The sequence below is a fragment of the Mesorhizobium sangaii genome, assembly GCF_014207355.1.
Lineage (GTDB): Bacteria > Pseudomonadota > Alphaproteobacteria > Rhizobiales > Rhizobiaceae > Mesorhizobium > Mesorhizobium sangaii.
Genome location: NZ_JACHEF010000001.1, coordinates 161276 through 183206, shown reverse-complemented (window position 1 = coordinate 183206; position 21931 = coordinate 161276). Strand labels below are relative to the sequence as shown.

Below are 21931 nucleotides of genomic sequence, written 5' to 3'. Positions count from 1 at the left end.
GCCAGATACCCGAACATTGTGTGGCCGGTTTGGAGCGTGGTCTGGATCTTGCTGACGGCGGCGGCGTTTGTTCGCCTCGACACCCCGGCGGGGATACTTCATGGCCAGTGGTCGCCAGGGGTCGTCCATCTGGCCGACTTTTTCACGCAGTTCGGCCTGGGTGGCTGGTATCTCATTCCATCGGCGCTTTTGCTCGTCGCCGCGAACCTGACCGACTGGCGAAGCCTTTCAAGACGATCGCTGATGCTGGTCTACAACTGGACCTGCCTGGCCTTTCTGGTGCTGAGCGCCGCCGGCCTCTCCGGCCTGGCCGTCAATGTGCTGAAATATGCGATCGGTCGGGCGCGACCGCTCTATTTCGACGATTTTGGGGTGCTGGCCTTGCATCCCTTTGCCTTCGATGCGCGCTTCGCCGGCTTCCCGTCCGGCCATGCCACGACTATGGGCGCCGTGTTCGGGGTCGCCCTGCTGTTGTTCCCCCGACGTTGGTACATAGCCTTGGCGATCACCGCCTGCATTGCCTCGACCCGCGTCTTCGTCGGCGCGCACTATCCGAGCGACACCGTCGCCGGTTTCGGCCTCGGCTGCGCCTTCGCGCTGGCGTGCGGGCTTGTCTTTGCCCGGCTCGGCTTCATCTTTCGCCCGATGCCGTCGGGGTTGCCGGTCCGCAAGAAGACGTTCCGGCTGATCGGAGCGAAGGCTGGCTGAAGGCTCGGGTTTGCTGAAGCTTAGTTGCTGTCCAGCCCGCCATAGGACCTGACCAGGCTGGCCATATCGGGCGACCGGTGGTCTTCGTTTTCGAGCCCTTGCGCAACGCCGACACGATCGGCGACCGGCCGGTTCTGGCTGACCTTCCACTTGCCGTGGATTTCGCTGATCTCGATTTCCAGCCCGATGATGCCCTTGATCTGCGACTGGATGAAGGGCGCCGGCGCGTCGGTCACCGCCCAGGGTGCGGCACGGGTGCCTTCCTGGGACGCGGTCAGGTCGGCGATCTGCTGCGCCAGCCAGGCCTGGTCGTCCATCACCTTGACAGTGCCGCGCACCTGCACGATCGCATAATTCCAGGTCGGCACCACCTTGCCGGTCTCACGCTTGGTCTCGTACCAGGACGGCGTCACATAGGCATCGGTGCCCTGGAAGACGATCAGCACCGGGGACGCCGGATTGTCGGCCAGCAGCTGCCATTGCGGATTGGCCTTGGCCAGATGGGCGCGCAGCCTGCCGTTCGGCGGCACGTCTGCGTCGAGCAGGAACGGGATGGCGTTGGCGACCGGCCCCTCGGCTCCGTTGCAAATCAACAGGCCGAGCGGATGCGCCCGGATCAGCCCGTGCAGGACTTCCGGCCGCGTTTCCCTGAAATGAGGAGGCTCGTACATCGCTGCCCGCTTCCCTTGCCTATCTGAGCCGCTTCGGCCGCGGATCCGACAACTCGCCGGCCAGCCGGCGATCGAGATAGTCGGCACATTCCTCGAGCAGCAGGTCGGCATCGTTGGAGAAGAAATGGTTGGCGCCGGGCAAGGTCTTCTGCGTGATGGTGATGCCCTTCTGCGTGTGCAGCTTGTCGACCAGGCCTTGCACATCCTTCGGCGGCGCCACCTTGTCGGCATCGCCATGGATGATCAGGCCCGATGACGGGCAGGGTGCCAGGAACGAGAAATCATAGGTGTTGGGCTGCGGCGCGATCGAGATGAAGCCTTCGATCTCCGGCCGGCGCATCAAGAGCTGCATGCCGATCCAGGAGCCGAAGGAATAACCCGCGACCCAGCAGCTCTTGGAATCCGGATGCAGCGATTGCACCCAGTCGAGCGCCGCCGCCGCATCCGACAACTCGCCGGTGCCATGATCGAACTCGCCCTGGCTGCGGCCGATGCCGCGGAAATTGAAGCGAAGCGTCGTGAAATCCCGCTTCTGGAACATGTAGAAGAGGTCGTAGACGATCTTGTTGTTCATCGTGCCGCCGAATTGCGGGTGCGGGTGCAGGACGATGGCAATCGGCGCGCTCTTTTCCTTGGAAGGCTGGTAGCGTCCCTCCAGGCGGCCGGCAGGACCGGTAAAAATGACCTCAGGCATGAAATACTCCACTTGGTATACGAATGCGCGGCGCCCGGAACGTGTCTTCCTCTGGCCTTGACGCAGGGCGAGCGTCTTCTTAGAAGCTAGTTTAGAATTGTTCAAAACTGAGTGGCCAGACGTCGAGCCGGGCCACCCGCGCCGCAAGCCGCGTAAATAGGACGGCTCGCCTTGGAATTTCAAGGAAATAACGCGATACGACATCGGAATGGCTTCTGACGGGAACCAAACGGACGAAAATGGCCGGAATGCGCGCCTATCTCGACTATAATGCCAGTGCTCCGCTGCTTGCCGCGGCGCGCGAGGCTATGGTCGCCGCACTCGATGTCGCCGCCAACCCGTCGTCAGTCCACACGGAAGGGCGCGCCGCACGGCGCCTGATCGAGACCGCAAGGCGAGATGTCGCAGCACTGGTCAACGCCAGGCCTGAGCATGTCGTGTTCACTTCCGGCGCGACGGAAGCCGCCTCGACGCTGCTGACGTCGGACTGGCAGATGGGGCGCGGCAGTGTGCGCATGAGCCGTCTTTTCGTGTCCGAGGCCGATCATCCCTGCCTGTTGAACGGCGGGCACTTTCCGGCAGCGCAGGTGACGCGGATCGGCGTCGACGCCGACGGCATCGCCGACCTCGACGCATTGGCAGCCGCTCTCGCCCGTCATGACAAGGCCGAGGGCCTGCCGCTGGTCGCCATCCATGCCGCCAACAACGAGACCGGTGTCATCCAGCCGATCGATCGTATCGCCGGGATCGCTAGGGGTGCGGGCGGTGTCCTCGTCGTCGATGCCGTCCAGGCGGCTGGACGCGTTTCTATCGATCTATCAGCGGGTTACGCCGATTACCTGATTCTGTCTTCGCACAAGATCGGCGGCCCCAAGGGCGTCGGTGCCATCGTCGCCGCCTCCGATCTGATGATGCCGAAGCCGCTGATCAATGGCGGCGGCCAGGAAAAGGGCCATCGCGGCGGCACCGAAAACCTCGCCGCCATTGCCGGCTTTGGCGCCGCGGCACGCGAGGCTCTCACCGGACTGCAGGCCATGGACGCGGTGCGTCATCGCCGCGACGAGATCGAGGCCATCGTGAAAATGCTGGTGCCGGATGCGGAAATCTTTGGAACCGGCGCGCCAAGGCTTGCCAACACGACATTCTTCGCTATTGCGGGCATCAAAGCCGAAACCGCGCAGATCGCCTTCGATCTGGCCGGCGTGGCGTTGTCGGCCGGCTCCGCCTGTTCGTCGGGCAAGGTCGGGCCGAGCCATGTGCTGAAAGCCATGGGATACGGCGAGAGCCTTGGCGCCTTGCGCGTATCGATCGGTGCCGCAACCGGCGCTGAGGACATCGAACTGTTTCGCACCGCGCTGGCGGCAATCGCCGCGCGTCGGGCCAACAGGGAAAAGGCCGCATGAGCAGCGGCCGGATAACGACAGGCCTTCGGCCTGGTAGAGCCGTGCGTTTTATGCTGGCCGGGTGAATTTCCGGTCGAAACGCACTATATGGAACTTACGCTGTCGCGAATGCCATTCGGCGTTCATTTGGCGGTGCCATAGTTTGAAAACTGTCGGGCCTTGACCCCGGCGTGGATGGAGAACGCATATGCCTGCTGTGCAGGACACGATCGATCGGGTCCGAAAGATCGACGTCGACCAATACAAATACGGATTCCAGACTGAAATCGCGATGGACAAGGCCCCCAAGGGCCTCAGCGAAGACATCATCCGTTTCATTTCGGCCAAGAAGGACGAGCCGTCCTGGATGTTGGAATGGCGTCTGGAGGCCTATCGCCGCTGGCTGACGCTCGACGAGCCGACCTGGGCGCGCGTTCACTACCCGAAGATCGATTTCCAGGACATCTACTTCTACGCGGCACCCAAGAGCACGCCCGGCCCGACGTCGCTCAGCGATGTCGATCCCGAACTGCTGAAGGTTTATGAGAAGCTGGGTATCCCGCTGAGGGAGCAGGAAATCCTCGCCGGCGTGCAGAAAACCGACGCCTCGGAGCTCGAGGAAGTCAGCGACAATGTCTACAAGTCCGGCCGCGTCGCTGTCGATGCGGTGTTCGATTCCGTCTCCGTCGTCACCACCTTCAAGAAGGAGCTGGCGCAGGCGGGCGTCATCTTCTGCTCGATCTCGGAGGCTATCCGCGAGCATCCGGAGCTGGTGAAGAAGTATCTCGGCTCGGTCGTGCCGACCTCGGACAATTACTACGCCACGCTGAATTCGGCCGTGTTCACCGACGGCTCCTTCGTCTTCGTGCCCAAGGGCGTGCGCTGCCCGATGGAGCTGTCGACCTATTTCCGCATGAACGAGAAGAACACCGGCCAGTTCGAGCGCACGCTGATCATCGCCGAGGAGGGGGCTTATGTCTCCTATCTCGAAGGCTGCACCGCACCGCAACGCGACGAGAACCAGCTTCACGCCGCGGTCGTCGAACTGGTGGCGCTCGACGATGCCGAGATCAAATATTCGACGGTGCAGAACTGGTACCCCGGCGACGCCGAGGGCAAGGGTGGCATCTACAATTTCGTCACCAAGCGCGGCGACTGCCGCGGCGACCGCTCGAAGATTTCGTGGACGCAGGTCGAGACCGGCTCGGCCATCACCTGGAAGTACCCGAGCTGCATCCTGCGCGGCGACGATTCCAGCGGCGAGTTCTATTCGATCGCCGTGTCGAACGGCTACCAGCAGGTCGACAGCGGTACCAAGATGATCCATCTCGGCAAGAACACGTCGAGCCGCATCATCTCCAAGGGCATCGCCGCCGGCTTCTCGCAGAACACCTATCGCGGCCAGGTCTCGGCGCACCGCAAGGCGACCAACGCCCGCAACTTCACCAACTGCGATTCCCTGCTGATCGGCGACCAGTGCGGCGCCCACACCGTGCCCTACATGGAAGCCAAGAATTCGACGGCGCAATTCGAACACGAAGCGACGACGTCGAAGATTTCCGAGGACCAGAAATTCTACGTCATGCAGCGCGGCATTCCCGAAGAGGAAGCGATCGCGCTGATCGTCAACGGCTTCGTCAAGGACGTCATCCAGCAATTGCCGATGGAATTCGCGGTCGAGGCGCAGAAGCTGATCGGAATCTCGCTTGAGGGCTCGGTCGGCTGACCGAACAAAATATTCAGGAAACAAAGAATGCTTGAGATCAGAAATCTGCACGCACGCATCGTCGATGACGGCACCGAGATCATCCGCGGCTTGAACCTGACGGTGAAAGCCGGCGAGGTCGCCGCGATCATGGGGCCGAACGGCTCTGGCAAATCGACGCTTTCCTATATCCTCGCCGGCCGCGAGGACTATGAGGTCACCGAGGGGGACATCCTCTACAACGGCCAGTCGATCCTCGAAATGGATCCGGCCGAGCGCGCCACGTCGGGCATCTTCCTCGCCTTCCAATATCCGATGGAGATACCGGGCGTCGCGACCATGGAATTCCTGAAGGTAGCGATGAACGAGCAGCGCAAGGCGCGTGGTGAAGAGCCGCTGAAGATCCCGGAATTCCTCAAGCGGGTGAAGGAAGCTGCCGCCTCGCTCAGCATGGACATGGCGATGCTGAAGCGCCCGCTCAATGTCGGCTTCTCCGGCGGCGAGAAGAAGCGCGCAGAGATCCTGCAGATGAAGCTGCTGGAGCCGAAACTCTGCGTGCTCGACGAGACCGATTCCGGCCTCGACATCGATGCGCTGAAGATCGTGTCCGACGGCGTCAATGCGTTGCGTGCGCCCGACCGTGCGTTCCTGGTCATCACCCACTACCAGCGCCTGCTTGAACATATCGTGCCTGACTCGGTTCACGTGCTCTACAGGGGCCAGGTCATCAAGTCTGGCGACAAGTCGCTGGCGCTCGATCTGGAAGCCAATGGCTATGCCGGCGTGATCGGCGAAGCCGCGTGAGATGCCAGAGGGCAAGGTTAAACTGATGAATATGCACACTCAGCCCCAGCGGACATCGGCCGAAACAGCGTTGATCGACGCGTTCGGCGACCGGCTGTCGCTGTTGCCGGGCGACGGCGCGGTGATGCTCAAGCGCGACGACGCCATCGAAGCGATCAAGCACGGCCTGCCGACACGGCGCATCGAATCCTGGCACTACACCGATCTGCGCCGGCTGCTGAACGCGGTGCCGGACTTCGATCCGGCCGCCATGACCAAGGCTGTTGCACCGATCGTGGAAGGCTCCGCCGTGCTGGCGGTCCTGAACGGCAAGTCCGATGCGAAGACGCCGGCCGTCGAAGGCGTCACCGTGCAGCGCCTGTCGGAAAAGCTGACCGACGGCAGCGCAGCACCCGGGCTCGACCCCTATGGCAGCGATGACGCCATCGGCGCGCTGAACACGGCTTTCGTCGCCGACGGTTACTTTGTCGACATCGCCGATGGCGCCGAGCTGGAAAAGCCGATCGAACTGCAGAACCTGCAGGCCGGCGGCCAGACGCATGTGCGCCTCATGGTGCGCGTCGGCGCTGGGGCCAAGGCTGTTATCGTAGAACGTCAGGCCGGCGAGGGTGCTGCCCTGGTCAGCTCGGTCAGCCAGCTTGTGCTCGGCGAGGGGGCCGAGGTGACGTGGCTGATCGTCCAGGAGCAGCCGGAGACGGCAACGCATCTGGCGCAGTTCAAGGCCCATATCGGCAAGAACGCGAAGCTGACGCTGTTCGTCATGAACGCCGGTGGCAGGCTGGTGCGCCAGGAGGTCATGGTCAGGACGACCGGCGAAGGCGCCGACTTCAAGTTGCGCGGCATCAATCTCCTGGCCGGCGACACCCACACCGACGTGACCATGGTGCTCGACCACGCCGTGCCGCACACGGCCTCGACGGAAGTGATCCGCAACGTTGTGACGGGCAAGGCGCGCGGCGTTTTCCAGGGCCGCATCAACGTTCATCAATATGCGCAAAAGACCAACGCCAAGATGGCCTGCAACACGCTGCTGTTGTCGGACGATGGCGAGTTCTCGACCAAGCCGGAGCTTGAAATCTTCGCCGACGACGTCGTCTGCGGTCATGGCGCGACGGTCACCGAAATCGACCACGACCATCTGTTCTACCTGATGGCGCGCGGCGTCGACGAGAAGACCGCCCGCGGCCTTCTGGTCAAAGCCTTCGTCGCCGAGGTGATCGAGGAACTGGACGACGAGACGATCGTCGACGCGCTCGAAGCGAAGCTCGACGACTGGTTTGTGACACACGGGTAAGCGGCATAAGACGAAAGCCGCGCCCCCTCATCCGGCCGCTTCGCGGCCACCTTCTCCCCGAGGGGAGAAGAGCCAGACGGTGACGCTGGCGACCTCCTCTCCCCTCGGGGAGAGGGTGGCCGGAGCGAAGCGGAGGTCGGGTGAGGGGGAACCACATTGGAAGGTTGATTGCTGTGGACCAGAAAGTCGAAAACATCCCCTACGACGTCGAGGCGATCCGCCGCGACTTCCCGATCCTGTCGCGCGAGGTCTACGGCAAGCCGCTGGTCTATCTCGACAATGGCGCCTCGGCGCAGAAGCCGCAGGTGGTGCTGGACACCATCCAGCATGCCTATTCCCAGGAATACGCCAACGTCCATCGCGGCCTGCATTTTCTCTCCAATGCGGCAACGGACGCTTACGAGAAGGCGCGCGAGACGGTGCGTCGTTTCCTCAACGCACCGAGCACCGACAACATCGTCTTCACCTCGAACACGACGTCGGCGATCAACACCGTCGCCTATGGCTATGGAATGCCCAACATCGGCGAGGGCGACGAAATCGTGCTGTCGATCATGGAGCATCATTCCAACATCGTGCCCTGGCATTTCATCCGCGAGCGGCAGGGCGCCAAACTGGTCTGGGTGCCGGTTGACGATCTCGGCGTCTTTCACATCGAGGAGTTCGAGAAGCGGCTGACCGATCGCACCAAGCTGGTCGCCATCACCCAGATGTCGAATGCGCTGGGCACGGTGACGCCGATCAAGGAGATTGTGCGCATTGCGCATGCGCGTGGAATTCCCGTCCTCGTCGACGGCAGCCAGAGCGCCGTGCACATGGCCGTGGACGTGCAGGATCTCGACTGCGATTTTTTCGTCTTCACCGGCCACAAGGTCTACGGTCCGTCGGGCATCGGCGTGCTCTATGGCAAGAAGGACATTCTTTCTGGCATGCGGCCGTTCATGGGCGGCGGCGAGATGATCGAGGAGGTGACGGAAGACATCGTCACCTACAACGAGCCGCCGCACCGCTTCGAGGCCGGCACGCCGCCGATCGTGCAGGCGATCGGGCTGGGCGCCGCACTGGATTATATGGAAAAGGTCGGCCGCGAGCGCATCGCCGCCCACGAGGAAGATCTCAAGGCCTATGCGCATGAGCGCCTGCGCGCTATCAATTCGCTGCGTATCTTCGGTGACGCGCCGGGCAAGGGCGCTATCATCTCGTTCGAACTGCAGGGCATTCACGCTCATGACGTGTCGATGGTGATAGACAGGCAGGGCGTTGCCGTACGCGCCGGCACGCATTGCGCCCAGCCGCTGTTGAAACGCTTTGGCGTAACCTCCACATGCAGGGCATCGTTCGGCATGTATAATACCAGGGCCGAAGTCGACGCTTTGGCCGAGGCGCTTGAAAAAGCGCGCAAGTTTTTTGGGTGACGACCATGGATGATGTGAGCATCGCTGCCGAAACCACGCCCGAAGCCGCAGCCAACAGCGTGGTGTCTGGCTCGACCATTCCCGCCGACGAGCTGGCGCGGCTGACCGACGACATCGTCTCGGCGCTGAAGACGGTCTACGACCCGGAAATCCCGGCCGACATCTACGAGCTTGGCCTCGTCTACAAGATCGACATCGAGGACGATCGCTCGGTCAAGATCGACATGACGCTGACTGCGCCGGGCTGCCCGGTCGCCGGCGAAATGCCCGGTTGGGTGGAGAATGCCGTCGGCGCCGTCGAGGGCGTGTCCGGCGTCGAGGTCAACATGACCTTCGACCCGCCTTGGTCGCCCGACCGCATGTCGGAAGAGGCGCAGGTCGCGGTGGGCTGGTACTAGCGTCGAGCCTCACAAGGTTGGCGCACTTGCGCCAGTGGTAAAACTTCACCATTTTAGGTGAGGAATCGTTCGGCAGGCCTTGAACCTGCACGGAATGGAGAAAGAAAAGAATGGGACGCTTTGCCGTCATCACGATGACCGAAAAGGCCGCCGACCGGGTGCGCGAGATCGTCGCCACCCGCGACAACGCGCATGGCATTCGCCTCGGCATCAAGAAGGGCGGCTGCGCCGGCATGGAATACACGGTCGACCTGGTGACCGAACCCAACACCAAGGACGACCACATCGAGCGCGACGGCGCCCATGTCTATGTGGCGCCGGAGGCAGCGCTTTTCCTGTTCGGCACCGAGATGGATTTCGAGCAGACGACGCTGCGCACCGGTTTCACCTTCCACAACCCGAACCAGAGCTCGGCCTGCGGCTGCGGCGAATCCGTCGAGTTGAAGCCGGCTGACCTCAAGGCACTCGCGGAAGCACGCGCCACGGCTTGAGGCATTCCTTCGCCCCGTTTACGGGGAGAAGGTGGCCCGAAGGGCCGGATGAGGGGTAGAGCCGGCCTCTCTGAAATTCGCACCGCCACTCATCCTGGCGGCATCTTCTCCGCGTAAACGGGGTGAAGAGTCTCACTCCACCCACATGCCCGTCCGCTTGTGCCAGTCGGCGATGGATTCCTCCGGATAGACATCGAACGTCTTGTCGCCCTTGCCGATATCAGGTTCGACCCAGTTGGCCTTGTACTTCAGCATCAGATGCACCCGGCTCGGCGGCTTCGGCAGATCGATGTCGATCGCCGAGGCGAAGGGATGCACCAACTCTGGCCATGTCGGGTCGTAGAGCCACAATGCCGACCCGCATTTGCGGCAGAAATTGCGCTCGCCGGTCGATATCTCGCACCGCGGATGCTCGTCGTCCTCGATCTCGGCCCGGAAGAAGGTTTCGTTTGCCCTTGATGTTCAGGGTCTCCTTGTCGGCGCCGAGATTGATGGCGAAGCCGCCGCCGCCTTGCTGCTTGCGGCAGATCGAGCAGTAGCACAGCATGAACGGCGCCGGCGTGTGGCTCTCGACCTCGAAACGAACGGCATTGCAGCGGCATGAACCCTTGAGCAGAAGCGGCATGACAAAAAGACTCCGAAGGAACGTTCTCAACCTGTCAGCATGATCTTGGTTGCGCGATGACAATGTCAAATGCCGGTGACATGATAGCGGCATGGACAATGAACGCATCGCCGAACTGTTCGAGGGCCTTGGCCCGGTCAGCATCCGCAAACTGTTCGGCGGCAAGGGCATCTATTTCGACGGTGTCATCGTCGCCATCGTGCTGCGCGGCGAATTGATGCTGAAGGCCGACGAGCAAAGCGCTCCGGACTTCGAGGCCGCCGGCTGCCGGCAGTGGACCTATACCGGCTCCCGCCACGGCAAGCTTGTCTCCATGCCCTACTGGAGCATTCCCGACAGCGCTTTTGACGATTCCGACGAGATGACGGTCTGGGCACGGCGGGCGTACGAGGCGGGGCGGCGGGCGGGAAGTAAATCCTGATCGGCTAATACCCTGCTATGGCAGGATCGGGTTGAGGACGCTGCCCCTCATCGGGCCGCTTCGCGGCCACCTTCTCCCCGCTGGGGAGAGAGGTTGGCGTCGGCGCCGGCAGGCTCCTCTCCCCTCGGGGAGAGTTCGGATTGCCCCGAATTGCCCCTTGCAATTCGGTCTTGGCAATCCGGGTGAGGGGCCTTCGCCGCCTACAGCGCCTTTGCGATCCGCGCCGCCAGCCTTGCGTTGTTTTCGACCAGCGCGATGTTGGTCTTCAGGCTCCTGCCGCCCGTCAATTCCAGGATTTTCGACAGCAGGAATGGCGTCACCGCCTTTCCGGTCACGTTGAGCGCTTCGGCAGCCTTCTGTGCGGCCTCGATATAGCCGGCCATCTCTTCGGCGGGGATTTCGTGGTTTTCGGGCACCGGATTGGCGATCAACATGCCGCCGCCAAACCCCAGCGCCTGCCGCGTCTGGTAGAAATGCGCGATCTCTTCCGGTTTGTGCAAGGTCAGTGGCGCGCGGAACGGCGAATGCCGCGACCAGAAGGCGGGCATCGTCTCGCAGCCATGGCCGACCACAGGCACGCCGCGCGTCTCCAGCACTTCCAGCGTCTTTTCGATGTCGAGGATGGCCTTGGCGCCGGCCGACACGACGATGACCGGCGTGCGCGCCAGCTCGTCAAGGTCGGCGGAAATGTCAAAACTCTTTTCCGCACCCTTGTGCACGCCGCCGATGCCGCCGGTGGCGAACACCTTGATGCCGACCATATGCGCCGCGATCATCGTGGCGGCGACGGTGGTGCCGCCCGTGCGCCCTTGCGCCACCGCGAAGCCGAGGTCGGCGCGCGACAGCTTCATGGCGTCGCCGGTCATGGCAAGGGACTCGCGTTCGCCGTCCGAAAGGCCGATCTTGATGCGGCCGCCGACCACGGCGATCGTCGCCGGCACGGCGCCGCCATCGCTGATGATCTTTTCGACATCGGCCGCCATGGCGCCATTGTCGGGGTAGGGCATGCCATGGGTGATGATGGTGCTTTCCAGCGCCACCACCGGCCGCCCGGTGGCTAAGGCCTGTGCCACCGGCGCATGGATATCGATGAAGGGGCGGGCGGTTTCTGGTGTCATCCTGATCTCCAATCCGGAGCGATGCGCCTCCACTTGGACGCGCGAAAACACTCCGGCACTATGAACTGGCCGGTCTCATGCCACTTCCTGCGCATCCGGCACAAGAGCCAGCGCCTCGGCGAAATCAGCGGCGGTGAAATCGGGGACCGCGTCGGCGCTTTCGATGGCCAGTGTCGCCGCGGCAATGCCTTCGCGCAGGGATGCGCGCAACGGCATGCCGCGCAGCGAGGCAGCGACCGTCGCCCCCGCCAGCGCATCGCCGGCCCCGGTGACGTCAGTGACCTTTCTTGGCGTCGGCGGCAGGATCGAGAAGGTGCCGGCTTCATCGAAGCCCAGCATCGAAGCGCCGCCCGCTGTCACCACGCCGCTTTTGAGCCCTGCGCGTTTCAGCCCGTCGACGATGTCCTGCCCCGAGGCCGCACCGTCCAGGCCGGCAAGTGCGGTCGCCTCGCGCAGGTTCATGAAGACGACGGCCAGATTGCCGAGCACCGGCCTCAGGCGCACGATCTTGGCCGGCGAAATGGCAATGGCGAAGACGGGTTTGCCGGCGGCGAGTGTCACGAGCCGCTCCAGTGCCGCCGTCGGCAGGTTGGCGTCGCAGAAGACGGCATCGGCGGCAGCGAGTACCTCGCGCACCTTGGAGCGCCTCACCTGCTTGGGAAACGCCAGCTCATAGAGCGCCATGTCGGCAAAGCCGACGATCAGCTCGCCCTCGCTGTCGATCAGCGCCGTATAGCTTGGCGTCGTGCGATCGAGGAACACCGCCGACAGGTCGACAATCCCGGCTTTGGCGATGGCCCGTGAAACCGTATCGGCAGCGGCATCGCCGCCGCGCACCGATAGCAGCGAGGCCGAGGCGCCGCGCCGGACCGCGGTGCGCAAGGCATTGAAGACGCCGCCGCCAACATCCTCGCGCATCGTGCCGGGATTGGACGCGGCCGGCACGTAAGCGCCGGACACCTGGCCACGCCGGTCGATATGGGCGCCGCCCACGGCCAGGATTCTTGGAGATTTCACCATGCCGGCGATATGACCTTTGTTATTCCAGCCGCACAAGCGCTAGGCTGCGTGACGAAGCTTCGCATGCAGGCAGGCGATTCGGCAGATCGAAACGGGTACGCGGTCTGGCCCAATGCGAGGTGCGTTCCTGATGTGATTCTTGGGACAAAAAAAGAACAAATCCGGATATTGATTGCCTTTCAGATACTTGAACCCTCTTGCCAAACGAGAACAAAAAAGGTACAAATAGGCAGGGATTACGGATTGTCCGGCCTTCATTGACGACCAAGGGGTGATGTATCATGGCTCAGAATTCTTTGCGGCTGGTAGAGGACAAAGCGGTGGACAAATCAAAGGCTCTGGACGCGGCGCTGTCGCAAATCGAGCGGGCTTTCGGCAAGGGCTCGATCATGCGGCTCGGCGCGAACGAGCAGGTCGTCGAGATCGAAACCGTGCCGACCGGCTCCCTCGGCCTCGACATCGCGCTTGGCGTCGGTGGCCTGCCGCGCGGCCGTATCATCGAAATCTACGGGCCGGAAAGCTCGGGCAAGACGACGCTGGCGCTGCACACTGTTGCGGAAGCCCAGAAGAAGGGTGGCATCTGCGCCTTCGTCGATGCCGAGCATGCGCTCGATCCGGTCTATGCCCGCAAGCTTGGCGTCGATCTGGAAAACCTTCTGATCTCGCAGCCCGACACTGGTGAACAGGCGCTGGAAATCTGCGACACACTGGTGCGCTCCGGTGCCATCGACGTGCTGGTGGTCGATTCGGTCGCGGCACTGACGCCGCGTGCCGAAATCGAAGGCGAGATGGGCGATTCGCTGCCTGGCCTGCAGGCCCGCCTGATGAGCCAGGCGCTGCGCAAGCTGACCGCCTCGATCTCACGCTCCAACACCATGGTCATCTTCATCAACCAGATCCGCATGAAGATCGGCGTCATGTTCGGTTCGCCCGAGACCACGACGGGCGGCAATGCTCTGAAATTCTACGCCTCGGTTCGCCTCGACATCCGCCGCATCGGCTCGGTCAAGGACCGCGACGAGGTCGTCGGCAACCAGACCCGCGTCAAGGTGGTCAAGAACAAGCTGGCGCCGCCCTTCAAGGTGGTCGAGTTCGACATCATGTATGGCGAGGGCGTATCCAAGACCGGCGAACTGGTCGACCTCGGCGTCAAGGCCGGCGTGGTCGAGAAGTCGGGCGCCTGGTTCTCCTACAATTCGCAGCGTCTCGGCCAGGGCCGCGAGAATGCCAAACTGTTCCTGCGCGACAATCCCGACACGGCGCGCGAGATCGAACTGGCGCTCAGGCAGAATGCCGGGTTGATCGCCGAGAAATTCCTCGAGAATGGTGGCGCCGAGAGCGGCGACGACGGTTTCGAGGAGGAATCCGGCGCGATGTAACAACTTCGTGCAGGATGCCGGCCGAAGATCGGCCATAATCCTGTTCTATTATCTCAAGCTTATGTAATTGAGTTCAGTGTTTTTTGCGTTCCAAACCGCCGGCTTTCGAGCCGGCGGTTTTTCGTTTTTGCGGCTGGCGCTGATGGTCGGCAGGCGCACGATTTGGACCAATTCCGTGTTTCTGGACAGGGTGCGGTGCGACCGCTAAAAGGCCAAGTCTATTTCCTTATGGATGTCGCTCAAAAGTGCGCAGCGGTTTTGGGACAACGACATGCATGGAAGCAAAAACTTAAGGCGCGTCGACTGAATCGGTTTTCAGCGCGACGCGCTTTGAGACCAGAGCCCATTTTCCGCCGGCCTGCCGGCGGTTTTCTCGAAAAGGCAGCATTCATGAGTGGCGTGAACGAGATCCGGTCGACTTTTCTCGACTACTTCCGCAAGGAGGGACACGAGATCGTCGCGTCGAGCCCGCTGGTGCCGCGCAACGATCCGACGCTGATGTTCACCAACGCCGGCATGGTGCAGTTCAAGAACGTCTTTACCGGCCTGGAGAAGCGGCCCTATTCGCGCGCCTCGACCGCGCAGAAGAGTGTCCGCGCCGGCGGCAAGCACAACGACCTCGACAATGTCGGCTACACCGCGCGCCATCTGACCTTCTTCGAAATGCTCGGCAATTTCTCCTTTGGCGACTATTTCAAGGAGCGCGCCATCGAGCTTGCCTGGAACCTGATCACCAAGGAATTCGGGCTCAACAAGGACAAGCTGCTGGTCACCGTCTATCACACGGACGACGAGGCGGCCGGTTTCTGGAAGAAGATTGCCGGGTTTTCCGACGACCGCATCATTCGCATCGCGACCTCGGACAATTTCTGGGCGATGGGCGACACCGGACCGTGCGGGCCGTGCTCGGAGATCTTCATCGACCGCGGTGAACACATCTGGGGCGGCCCTCCAGGCAGCCCGGAGGAGGATGGCGATCGTTTCCTCGAATTCTGGAACCTGGTGTTCATGCAGTATGAACAGGTGACGAAGGAGGAGCGCATCGACCTGCCGCGCCCGTCGATCGACACCGGCATGGGCCTGGAGCGTATGGCGTCCATCCTGCAAGGGGTGGAAAGCGTCTTTGAAACTGACCTGTTCCGTCATCTGATCGACGCGGCGTCGTCCGCCATCGGGCACGGTCCCGACAAGGAAACGGTCGCGTCCTTCCGCGTCATCGCCGATCATCTGCGCTCGTCTTCCTTCCTGGTCGCCGATGGCGTGCTGCCGTCGAATGAAGGTCGTGGCTATGTCCTGCGCCGCATCATGCGCCGCGCCATGCGCCATGCGCAGTTGCTCGGTGCCCGCGATCCGCTGATGTGGCAGCTGGTGCCGGCTCTGGTGCGCGAGATGGGCCAGGCCTATCCGGAACTGGTGCGCGGCGAGCAGTTGATCACCGAGACCCTGAAGCTCGAGGAAACGCGTTTCCGCAAGACGCTGGTGCGTGGCCTCGGCCTGCTTTCGGAGGCGACGGAAAAACTAAGCGCCGGCGACATGCTGGATGGCGAGACGGCGTTCAAGCTCTACGACACCTATGGCTTCCCGCTCGACTTGACGCAGGATGCATTGCGCCAGCGCAGCATTTCGGTCGATCTGGCCGGTTTCACCAATGCCATGGAGCGGCAGAGGGCCGAGGCGCGCGCTCACTGGGCAGGCTCCGGCGACGCGGCCACCGAGACGATCTGGTTCCCGGTGCGCGAGAAGGCGGGCGCCACCGAATTCCTCGGATACGAGACCGAGCAGGCGGAAGGCCTCATCCAGGCGCTTGTCAGGGACGGCAAGACCGTCGACAGCGCAAGCAAGGGCGAGGCGGTTGCCGTGGTCGTCAACCAGACGCCGTTCTATGCCGAGTCCGGTGGCCAGATGGGCGACACGGGCGTCATTTCAGGCGAAGGCTTCTCGATCGAGATTTCCGATACGCAGAAGAAGGCCGATGGGCTGTTCGTCCATATCGGCAAGGTGGCCAGCGGCACGGTCAAGACCGGTGCGGCCGTCGAGCTGAAGGTCGACCATGGCAGACGCTCCAGGCTCCGCGCGAACCATTCCGCGACGCACTTGATCCATGAGGCGCTGCGCGAGGTGCTAGGTAGCCATGTCGCGCAGAAGGGTTCGCTGGTCGCGCCCGAGCGCCTGCGTTTCGACATCTCGCACAACAAGCCCATTTCACCCGAGGAACTCGAAGACGTCGAGCGCATGGCGAACGAGATCGTCGTCCAGAACAGCCCGGTGAGCACGCGCCTGATGTCGGTCGACGACGCCATTGCCGAGGGCGCCATGGCGCTGTTCGGCGAGAAGTACGGCGATGAAGTGCGCGTCGTGTCGATGGGCACCGGCCTGCATGGCGCCAAGGCCAACCGGCCCTATTCTGTCGAGCTCTGCGGCGGCACGCATGTCAGGGCGACAGGCGATATCGGCCTGGTGCGTGTCGTGTCGGACAGCGCGGTCGCCGCCGGCGTGCGCCGCATCGAGGCTTTGACCGGCGAAGCCGCGCGCAAGCATCTCGACGAGCAGGACCGGCGTTTGAAATCGGTCGCCGCCACGCTGAAGATCTCGCCGGCCGACGTGCCGGCACGCGTCGAGGCGCTGCTCGACGAGCGCAAGAAGCTCGAGAAGGAACTGACCGAGGCGCGCAAGAAACTCGCGCTGGGCGGCGGTGCCGCGGCAGGTGCGCCGTCGGAGAACGAGACTGTCGCCGGCGTCGGCTTCCTCGGCAAAGCAGTTTCCGGTGTTTCGCCGAAGGATCTGAAGCCGCTGGCCGATGCCGGCAAGAGCTCGCTCGGTTCCGGCGTCGTCGTCTTCGTCGGCACGGCTGAGGACAACAAGGCGAGCGTCGTGGTCGCTGTCACCGATGATCTGGTCGGTCGTTTCAGCGCCGTCGATCTGGTGCGCGTGGCCTCCGCCGCGTTGGGCGGTCAGGGCGGCGGCGGCCGGCCCGACATGGCGCAGGCCGGTGGCCCCGACGCTTCGAAAGCCGGTGACGCGATCGCCGCGGTCAAGGCGGCGCTGGAGGCAGCCTGAAAGTCCCTGCATGAAGGTGCTCGTCCTTGGCGGCTACGGTCTGATCGGCGAAGCCGTCGTCGGCCGTCTGCTTCGCGACGGTCATCATGTGGCCGGGCTTGGGCGCGATGTCGTGGATGCCGAGCGGCGCTGGCCGGCGGTGCGCTGGATCGCCGCCGACATGTCGCGGCTGCTCGCCGCCGAGGACTGGCTGCCGGTGGTCACCGGCATGGATGCAGTCGTCAATGCGGCAGGCGCCTTGCAGGACGGCCCGCGCGATCGCCTCGACGCCATCCACCGGCATTCGGTGGTGGCGCTGGTCGCGGCATGCGAACAGGCCGGCGTGCGCCGTTTTGCGCAGATTTCCGCGATCGGCGCCGACCTCTCCTCCGCCGATGCTTTCTTCAACAGCAAGGCGCAAGGCGACAGGGCTGTCGCAAGCTCTTCACTGGAGTGGACGATCCTGCGCCCGGGTTTGGTGATCGCGCCCGCCGCCTATGGCGGGACAGCACTTTTGCGCGCCCTTGCAGCCTTCCCCGGCTTTATCCCTGCCGTCATGTCGCGTCAGCCGATTCAGACCGTGGCGGTCACCGACGTTGCTGAAGCGGTCTCGCGCGCGGTCACCGGATCGCTGCCGCCTCGTACTGCCGTCGATCTCGTCGAGGCCGAGGCCAGACCGCTCGCCGATGTTCTCTCAGCCTTTCGTGCCTGGCTTGGCCTGCCGAAGGCGAAGGTCGTACCGATGCCGGCCATTGTCGGCCGGCTTGCCGCCGCCATTGCCGATGGCCTTGGCCTCCTTGGCTGGCGATCGCCGTTGCGCAGCGCAGCGCTTGCCGCGCTGGCGCGCGGCGTCACCGGCAATGCCGGGCCATGGAACCAGATTTGCGGCCATCCGCTGCAGCCGCTGGAAGCAACGCTGGCCGCCATGCCGGCCCATGTCCAAGAACGATGGTTCGCGCGCCTCTGGCTGGCAAAACCTGTCATCTTCGGCAGCCTGGCCGTGTTCTGGCTTGCTTCGGGCATCATCGGCCTGATCCGGCAAGACGAGGCCGCTTCCATTCTTGTTTCACGCGGCGTGTCGCCGAATCTGGCAGATATGTCGGTGGTTGCCGGCGGTGCCGCGGATATCCTTGCCGGCGCGGCGGTTCTGGTCCGGTCTTTAGCCCGGCCAGCGCTGCTGGCGATGATTGCGATCACGCTGTTTTATCTGGTGGCGTCGACGCTTCTCGTTCCCGGTCTATGGCTCGCGCCGTTGGGGCCGCTGGTCAAGACGATCCCCATGCTGTGCCTGGTGCTTGTAGCGCTGGCGGTCCTCGACGAACGATGAACCTCTGGGCCGACATACTGCGCTGGACGCATGTTCTCTTCGGCACTGGCGCCGGGATCGCCTTCTTCATGCTAATGGCGCAGCGCACCGGTCGCGCCGACCTCGTCGCCCATGTCGCGGGCACGGTTGTCGTCGCCGACACCATATTCACGGCAACCGCGGTCGTCGTGCAGCCCATATCAGGCGTGTTGCTTGCCCAGGCATTGGGATGGCCGCTGTCCGAGGGCTGGATCGTGCTGTCCCTGCTGCTTTATGTCGTGACGGGTCTGTTCTGGCTGCCGGTGGTCTGGATTCAGATTCGGATACGAAATCTGGCGCGACAGGCGGCTATTGAAAATCGACCGCTGCCTGTCGAGGAAAAGCGCCTTTTTCGTATCTGGTTTGCTTGCGGTTTTCCGGCCTTCGCTGCCGTGCTGGCCATCCTTTGGCTGATGGTCGCCCGGCCGGAGATCAGTTTTTTCGGAGGATGATGTGCCCACGCTGACCATGTACCAGGTCGATGCTTTTGCCGAGCGCGCCTTTCAGGGCAACCCCGCTGCCGTCCTCATCCTGCAGGACTGGCTGGCGGACGAGGTGATGCAGGCCATCGCAAAAGAGAACAATCTTGCCGAAACCGCCTTTGCGCGGCCGAACGGCAAGGGCTGGGACTTGCGCTGGTTCACACCCGTTCACGAAGTCGACTTCTGCGGACACGCCACCCTGGCGACCGCCCATGTGCTGGCCTCGCAACACGATGTGGCTGGTGACATGGCCTTTGCCACGCGTGTGGGCGAGTTGCGGGTCTGTCAGCGGCAAGGCGCCTACCAGCTCGATCTGCCATGTTTTCCGCCGCAGCCCGTCGAAGGCGAAACCTTACATGCGCTGCAGGAGATATTGTCGCCGCATCCGGTTGCGAGCTTTCGCAATTTTGAGAACCTGTTCGTCGAGCTTGCCGACGAGCAATCCGTCCGGTCCTTCGTTCCCGATCTGCTCAGGATCGGCGCTTTCCACCCGCTTGGCCTTGTCATTACCGCGCGCGGCCAAAAGCATGATTTCGTCTCCCGCTATTTCGTTCCCGGAGCTGGCATTCCCGAGGATCCGGTGACCGGTTCAATTCATGCGACGCTGGTGCCGTACTGGGTTGAAAAACTCGGCAAGACCCACCTGTCGGCGTTCCAGTGCTCACAGCGCGGCGGGCATCTTTTGTGTGATCTGGCCGGAGATCGCGTGCTGATCCTAGGTCGTGCCAAGACCTTTATGAAGGCGGAAAACTACCTTCCGGAATGAACAACGGGCGCAGGCCTGATCAGGCCGCCGGACCGCTCGCGGCAAAGCTTGGACGGGCCGCGATCCGGTCCCACCAGGCCTGAATCTCGGGGAACCCGGCGAGCAGCTTCTGCCCCTCGGCGACCTTGACGAAATAGCCGATGATCGGCGCCGCATGCAGGTCGGCTAGCGTCAGCTGGTCGCCAAGCAACCATGGCCCCGGCGCCTTCAGCGAGGAGAGCGTCCGAAGCGCTCTGCTCGCCTGCGAAAGCCCGTTGGCGATCAGCGCCTCGTCGGGTGCCTCCTTCTCCAGCCGCTCGACCGCGACATCCCAGACCATCGACCGATAGGCATAGGCGTCGAGCATGCCGATGACCTGCTTCATCCGCGCCTGGCCGCGCGGATCCTTCGGCTGCAGCGCCGGCCCGTCAAAGGCTTCGTCGACATAGCCCGCAATCGCGCTCGTCTCGAAAAGGCGAAACCCGTCATGCTCGAAGGCCGGGATGCGGCCGAACGGGTGATGTTCGAAGTACCAGGCGGGAATGCCCTCGGCGGCAAAGACATCGACCGGCACAAGCCCGTAGTCGATGCCTTTCTCCTCGAGCACGAGCCGCACGATGCGCACATAGACGCTGTAGTCCGCGCCGTAGACGACGGGCTTGCCCATGATACCCTCCCGGGTCTCATGCATGTCGCGCAAAAGTGGTTCCGGTTTTGCGAGAACGACATGCATGGAAACAAAGACCTAGTGCGCGTCGCCTGAATCTGTTCGAACGCGACGCGCTTTAGGCCGGTTACGCCATCGCCTTTTGCAGGTTCTCGTCGATCTTGTCGAGGAAGCCGGTGGTCGAGAGCCAGGGCTGGTCGGGGCCGATCAGCAGCGACAGGTCCTTGGTCATGAAACCGCTCTCGACCGTCTGGATGCAGACCTTTTCCAGCGTCTCGGCAAAGCGCTTCAACTCGGCATTGTCATCGAGCTTGGCGCGGTGCGCGAGGCCGCGCGTCCAAGCAAAGATCGAGGCGATCGAATTGGTCGAGGTCTCCTCGCCCTTCTGGTGCTGCCGGTAGTGGCGGGTGACAGTGCCGTGCGCGGCTTCGGCTTCCACCGTCTTGCCGTCCGGTGTCATCAGCACCGAGGTCATCAGGCCGAGCGAACCGAACCCTTGCGCAACGGTATCGGACTGGACGTCGCCGTCATAGTTCTTGCAGGCCCAGACATAGCCGCCGGACCATTTCAGGCTGGACGCTACCATGTCGTCGATCAGCCGGTGCTCGTACCACAGCTTCTTCGACTTGAACTCGGCCTCGAACTCAGCCTCGTAGACTTCCTGGAAGATGTCCTTGAAGCGCCCGTCATAGGCCTTGAGGATGGTGTTCTTGGTCGAGAGATAGACCGGATAGTTGCGCAGCAGGCCGTAATTCAGCGAAGCACGGGCGAACTCGCGGATGGAATCGTCGAGATTGTACATGGCCATGGCGACGCCGGCGCCCGGCGCATCGTAGACATCGTGCTCGATGACCTTGCCGTCCTCGCCGACGAACTTGATCGTCAGCTTGCCCTTGCCGGGAAAGCGGAAATCGGTGGCGCGGTACTGGTCGCCGAAGGCGTGACGGCCGACGATGATCGGCTTGGTCCAGCCCGGCACCAGGCGCGGCACGTTCTTCATGATGATCGGCTCGCGGAAGATGGTGCCGCCGAGGATGTTGCGGATGGTGCCGTTCGGCGACTTCCACATCTTCTTGAGCTTGAATTCCTCGACGCGCTGCTCGTCGGGCGTGATCGTCGCGCATTTCACGCCGACGCCGTATTTCTTGATGGCGTTGGCCGAATCGATGGTCACCTGGTCGTTGGTGGCGTCACGGTGCTCGATGCCGAGGTCGTAATATTCAAGCTTGAGGTCGAGATATGGGTGGATCAGCTTGTCCTTGATGAACTGCCAGATGATGCGGGTCATCTCGTCGCCGTCGAGTTCGACGACCGGGTTCGCCACCTTGATCTTCGCCATGGAAAGAATGCCTCGTTCAACAGTTGGGTGATGGCGGGGCAGACCTCGCCAGAGTAGGAACTTCGCCTATAGCAAAGCGATCAGAGCGGTGCAAACCGGGACGACGCAGACGCAGGCTGCTGCCAGAGCAATTCCAAGAAAAGTGCGAAGCGATTTTCTGTCCGGAATTGCGATAAATCGAGAACAAAAAAA

General features: G+C 62.9%; 20 protein-coding genes and 1 pseudogene. 14 read left to right on the top strand and 7 right to left on the bottom strand.

Annotated elements, in window-relative coordinates; all coding sequences use genetic code 11:
• Positions 1 to 36 precede the first annotated feature (36 nt).
• On the top strand, positions 37 to 708 hold the full coding sequence (locus HNQ71_RS01005) for a phosphatase PAP2 family protein (RefSeq protein ID WP_343067985.1): 672 nt from the start codon (positions 37 to 39) through the stop codon (positions 706 to 708).
• A 20-nt stretch (positions 709 to 728) separates the two neighbouring features.
• On the opposite strand, the gene HNQ71_RS01000 is transcribed toward HNQ71_RS01005, so the two are convergent.
• Together HNQ71_RS01000 and HNQ71_RS00995 are read right to left on the bottom strand one after the other, a co-directional pair.
• Positions 729 to 1379 (bottom strand): FMN-binding negative transcriptional regulator, encoded by a 651-nt coding sequence (locus tag HNQ71_RS01000; protein WP_184870770.1) that lies wholly within the window; start codon positions 1377 to 1379, stop codon positions 729 to 731.
• Positions 1380 to 1398: 19 nt separating this feature from the next.
• Entirely contained in the window at positions 1399 to 2073 is a 675-nt protein-coding gene (locus HNQ71_RS00995) for an alpha/beta hydrolase (protein WP_013532163.1), read from the bottom strand.
• A 239-nt stretch (positions 2074 to 2312) separates the two neighbouring features.
• On the opposite strand from HNQ71_RS00995, the gene HNQ71_RS00990 reads away from it, so the two are divergent.
• The 7 genes from HNQ71_RS00990 (at position 2313) to sufA (ending at position 9562) form a co-directional block, all read left to right on the top strand.
• Positions 2313 to 3476 (top strand): cysteine desulfurase family protein, encoded by a 1164-nt coding sequence (locus HNQ71_RS00990; protein ID WP_184870769.1) that lies wholly within the window; start codon positions 2313 to 2315, stop codon positions 3474 to 3476.
• 187 nt (positions 3477 to 3663) lie between these two features.
• Positions 3664 to 5181 carry a Fe-S cluster assembly protein SufB gene (sufB, locus tag HNQ71_RS00985; RefSeq protein WP_013532161.1) on the top strand — a complete coding sequence of 506 codons (1518 nt, stop codon included), beginning with the start codon at positions 3664 to 3666 and terminating at the stop codon, positions 5179 to 5181.
• 27 nt (positions 5182 to 5208) lie between these two features.
• Positions 5209 to 5964, top strand: coding sequence for a Fe-S cluster assembly ATPase SufC (gene sufC / locus HNQ71_RS00980; protein ID WP_095085379.1), 756 nt, complete (start codon positions 5209 to 5211; stop codon positions 5962 to 5964).
• Between the two features lie 25 nt (positions 5965 to 5989).
• The gene (gene sufD, locus HNQ71_RS00975; RefSeq protein WP_184870768.1) at positions 5990 to 7258 is read left to right on the top strand and encodes a Fe-S cluster assembly protein SufD; all 1269 of its coding nucleotides are present in this window, start codon (positions 5990 to 5992) and stop codon (positions 7256 to 7258) included.
• 173 nt (positions 7259 to 7431) lie between these two features.
• A complete protein-coding gene (locus HNQ71_RS00970; protein WP_184870767.1) occupies positions 7432 to 8673 on the top strand; it encodes a SufS family cysteine desulfurase in 1242 nt (413 codons plus the stop codon).
• 5 nt (positions 8674 to 8678) lie between these two features.
• Positions 8679 to 9071 (top strand): SUF system Fe-S cluster assembly protein, encoded by a 393-nt coding sequence (locus HNQ71_RS00965; RefSeq protein ID WP_184870766.1) that lies wholly within the window; start codon positions 8679 to 8681, stop codon positions 9069 to 9071.
• Between the two features lie 110 nt (positions 9072 to 9181).
• Positions 9182 to 9562, top strand: a complete 381-nt coding sequence (gene sufA, locus HNQ71_RS00960; protein ID WP_140662016.1) for a Fe-S cluster assembly scaffold SufA — start codon at positions 9182 to 9184, stop codon at positions 9560 to 9562.
• Positions 9563 to 9694: 132 nt separating this feature from the next.
• Here the strand turns inward: sufA and HNQ71_RS00955 are convergent.
• Positions 9695 to 10187 (bottom strand): annotated as a pseudogene (locus HNQ71_RS00955) (GFA family protein).
• A gap of 91 nt (positions 10188 to 10278) precedes the next feature.
• Here HNQ71_RS00955 and HNQ71_RS00950 point away from each other — a divergent pair.
• A complete protein-coding gene (locus HNQ71_RS00950) occupies positions 10279 to 10608 on the top strand; it encodes a TfoX/Sxy family protein (protein ID WP_184870765.1) in 330 nt (109 codons plus the stop codon).
• A 200-nt stretch (positions 10609 to 10808) separates the two neighbouring features.
• Here the strand turns inward: HNQ71_RS00950 and HNQ71_RS00945 are convergent, their stop codons facing one another.
• On the bottom strand, positions 10809 to 11726 hold the full coding sequence (locus HNQ71_RS00945; protein ID WP_184870764.1) for a pseudouridine-5'-phosphate glycosidase: 918 nt from the start codon (positions 11724 to 11726) through the stop codon (positions 10809 to 10811).
• A gap of 75 nt (positions 11727 to 11801) precedes the next feature.
• Positions 11802 to 12746 carry a carbohydrate kinase family protein gene (locus HNQ71_RS00940; RefSeq protein WP_184870763.1) on the bottom strand — a complete coding sequence of 315 codons (945 nt, stop codon included), beginning with the start codon at positions 12744 to 12746 and terminating at the stop codon, positions 11802 to 11804.
• 281 nt (positions 12747 to 13027) lie between these two features.
• On the opposite strand from HNQ71_RS00940, the gene recA reads away from it, so the two are divergent.
• The 5 genes from recA (at position 13028) to HNQ71_RS00915 (ending at position 19754) form a co-directional block, all read left to right on the top strand.
• A complete protein-coding gene (recA, locus tag HNQ71_RS00935; RefSeq protein WP_095085392.1) occupies positions 13028 to 14125 on the top strand; it encodes a recombinase RecA in 1098 nt (365 codons plus the stop codon).
• A gap of 390 nt (positions 14126 to 14515) precedes the next feature.
• On the top strand, positions 14516 to 17182 hold the full coding sequence (alaS, locus tag HNQ71_RS00930; RefSeq protein WP_184870762.1) for an alanine--tRNA ligase: 2667 nt from the start codon (positions 14516 to 14518) through the stop codon (positions 17180 to 17182).
• 10 nt (positions 17183 to 17192) lie between these two features.
• Positions 17193 to 18488, top strand: coding sequence for an SDR family oxidoreductase (locus HNQ71_RS00925; RefSeq protein WP_184870761.1), 1296 nt, complete (start codon positions 17193 to 17195; stop codon positions 18486 to 18488).
• Positions 18485 to 18958 carry a DUF2269 family protein gene (locus tag HNQ71_RS00920; protein ID WP_184870760.1) on the top strand — a complete coding sequence of 158 codons (474 nt, stop codon included), beginning with the start codon at positions 18485 to 18487 and terminating at the stop codon, positions 18956 to 18958. The genes HNQ71_RS00925 and HNQ71_RS00920 overlap by 4 nt, the downstream gene beginning before the upstream one ends.
• 1 nt (position 18959) lies before the next feature.
• Entirely contained in the window at positions 18960 to 19754 is a 795-nt protein-coding gene (locus HNQ71_RS00915) for a PhzF family phenazine biosynthesis protein (protein WP_343067984.1), read from the top strand.
• A gap of 19 nt (positions 19755 to 19773) precedes the next feature.
• Here HNQ71_RS00915 and HNQ71_RS00910 read toward each other — a convergent pair whose 3' ends face one another.
• Entirely contained in the window at positions 19774 to 20400 is a 627-nt protein-coding gene (locus HNQ71_RS00910) for a glutathione S-transferase family protein (protein WP_184870759.1), read from the bottom strand.
• 127 nt (positions 20401 to 20527) lie between these two features.
• Positions 20528 to 21739, bottom strand: a complete 1212-nt coding sequence (locus tag HNQ71_RS00905; RefSeq protein ID WP_095085403.1) for an NADP-dependent isocitrate dehydrogenase — start codon at positions 21737 to 21739, stop codon at positions 20528 to 20530.
• Positions 21740 to 21931 lie beyond the last annotated feature (192 nt).

Bases quoted from the DNA above. Each gene is read 5' to 3' on its own strand.
- HNQ71_RS00910 (WP_184870759.1), bottom strand. From the start codon at position 20,400: ATGGGCAAGCCCGTCGTCTACGGCGCGGACTACAGCGTCTATGTGCGC.
- HNQ71_RS00965 (WP_184870766.1), top strand. From the start codon at position 8,679: ATGGATGATGTGAGCATCGCTGCCGAAACCACGCCCGAAGCCGCAGCC.
- HNQ71_RS00920 (WP_184870760.1), top strand. From the start codon at position 18,485: ATGAACCTCTGGGCCGACATACTGCGCTGGACGCATGTTCTCTTCGGC.
- HNQ71_RS00950 (WP_184870765.1), top strand. From the start codon at position 10,279: ATGGACAATGAACGCATCGCCGAACTGTTCGAGGGCCTTGGCCCGGTC.
- HNQ71_RS00940 (WP_184870763.1), bottom strand. From the start codon at position 12,746: ATGGTGAAATCTCCAAGAATCCTGGCCGTGGGCGGCGCCCATATCGAC.
- HNQ71_RS00905 (WP_095085403.1), bottom strand. From the start codon at position 21,739: ATGGCGAAGATCAAGGTGGCGAACCCGGTCGTCGAACTCGACGGCGAC.
- HNQ71_RS01000 (WP_184870770.1), bottom strand. From the start codon at position 1,379: ATGTACGAGCCTCCTCATTTCAGGGAAACGCGGCCGGAAGTCCTGCAC.
- HNQ71_RS00925 (WP_184870761.1), top strand. From the start codon at position 17,193: ATGAAGGTGCTCGTCCTTGGCGGCTACGGTCTGATCGGCGAAGCCGTC.
- HNQ71_RS00990 (WP_184870769.1), top strand. From the start codon at position 2,313: ATGGCCGGAATGCGCGCCTATCTCGACTATAATGCCAGTGCTCCGCTG.
- alaS (WP_184870762.1), top strand. From the start codon at position 14,516: ATGAGTGGCGTGAACGAGATCCGGTCGACTTTTCTCGACTACTTCCGC.
- sufB (WP_013532161.1), top strand. From the start codon at position 3,664: ATGCCTGCTGTGCAGGACACGATCGATCGGGTCCGAAAGATCGACGTC.
- sufD (WP_184870768.1), top strand. From the start codon at position 5,990: ATGAATATGCACACTCAGCCCCAGCGGACATCGGCCGAAACAGCGTTG.
- recA (WP_095085392.1), top strand. From the start codon at position 13,028: ATGGCTCAGAATTCTTTGCGGCTGGTAGAGGACAAAGCGGTGGACAAA.
- sufA (WP_140662016.1), top strand. From the start codon at position 9,182: ATGGGACGCTTTGCCGTCATCACGATGACCGAAAAGGCCGCCGACCGG.
- HNQ71_RS00995 (WP_013532163.1), bottom strand. From the start codon at position 2,073: ATGCCTGAGGTCATTTTTACCGGTCCTGCCGGCCGCCTGGAGGGACGC.
- HNQ71_RS00945 (WP_184870764.1), bottom strand. From the start codon at position 11,726: ATGACACCAGAAACCGCCCGCCCCTTCATCGATATCCATGCGCCGGTG.
- sufC (WP_095085379.1), top strand. From the start codon at position 5,209: ATGCTTGAGATCAGAAATCTGCACGCACGCATCGTCGATGACGGCACC.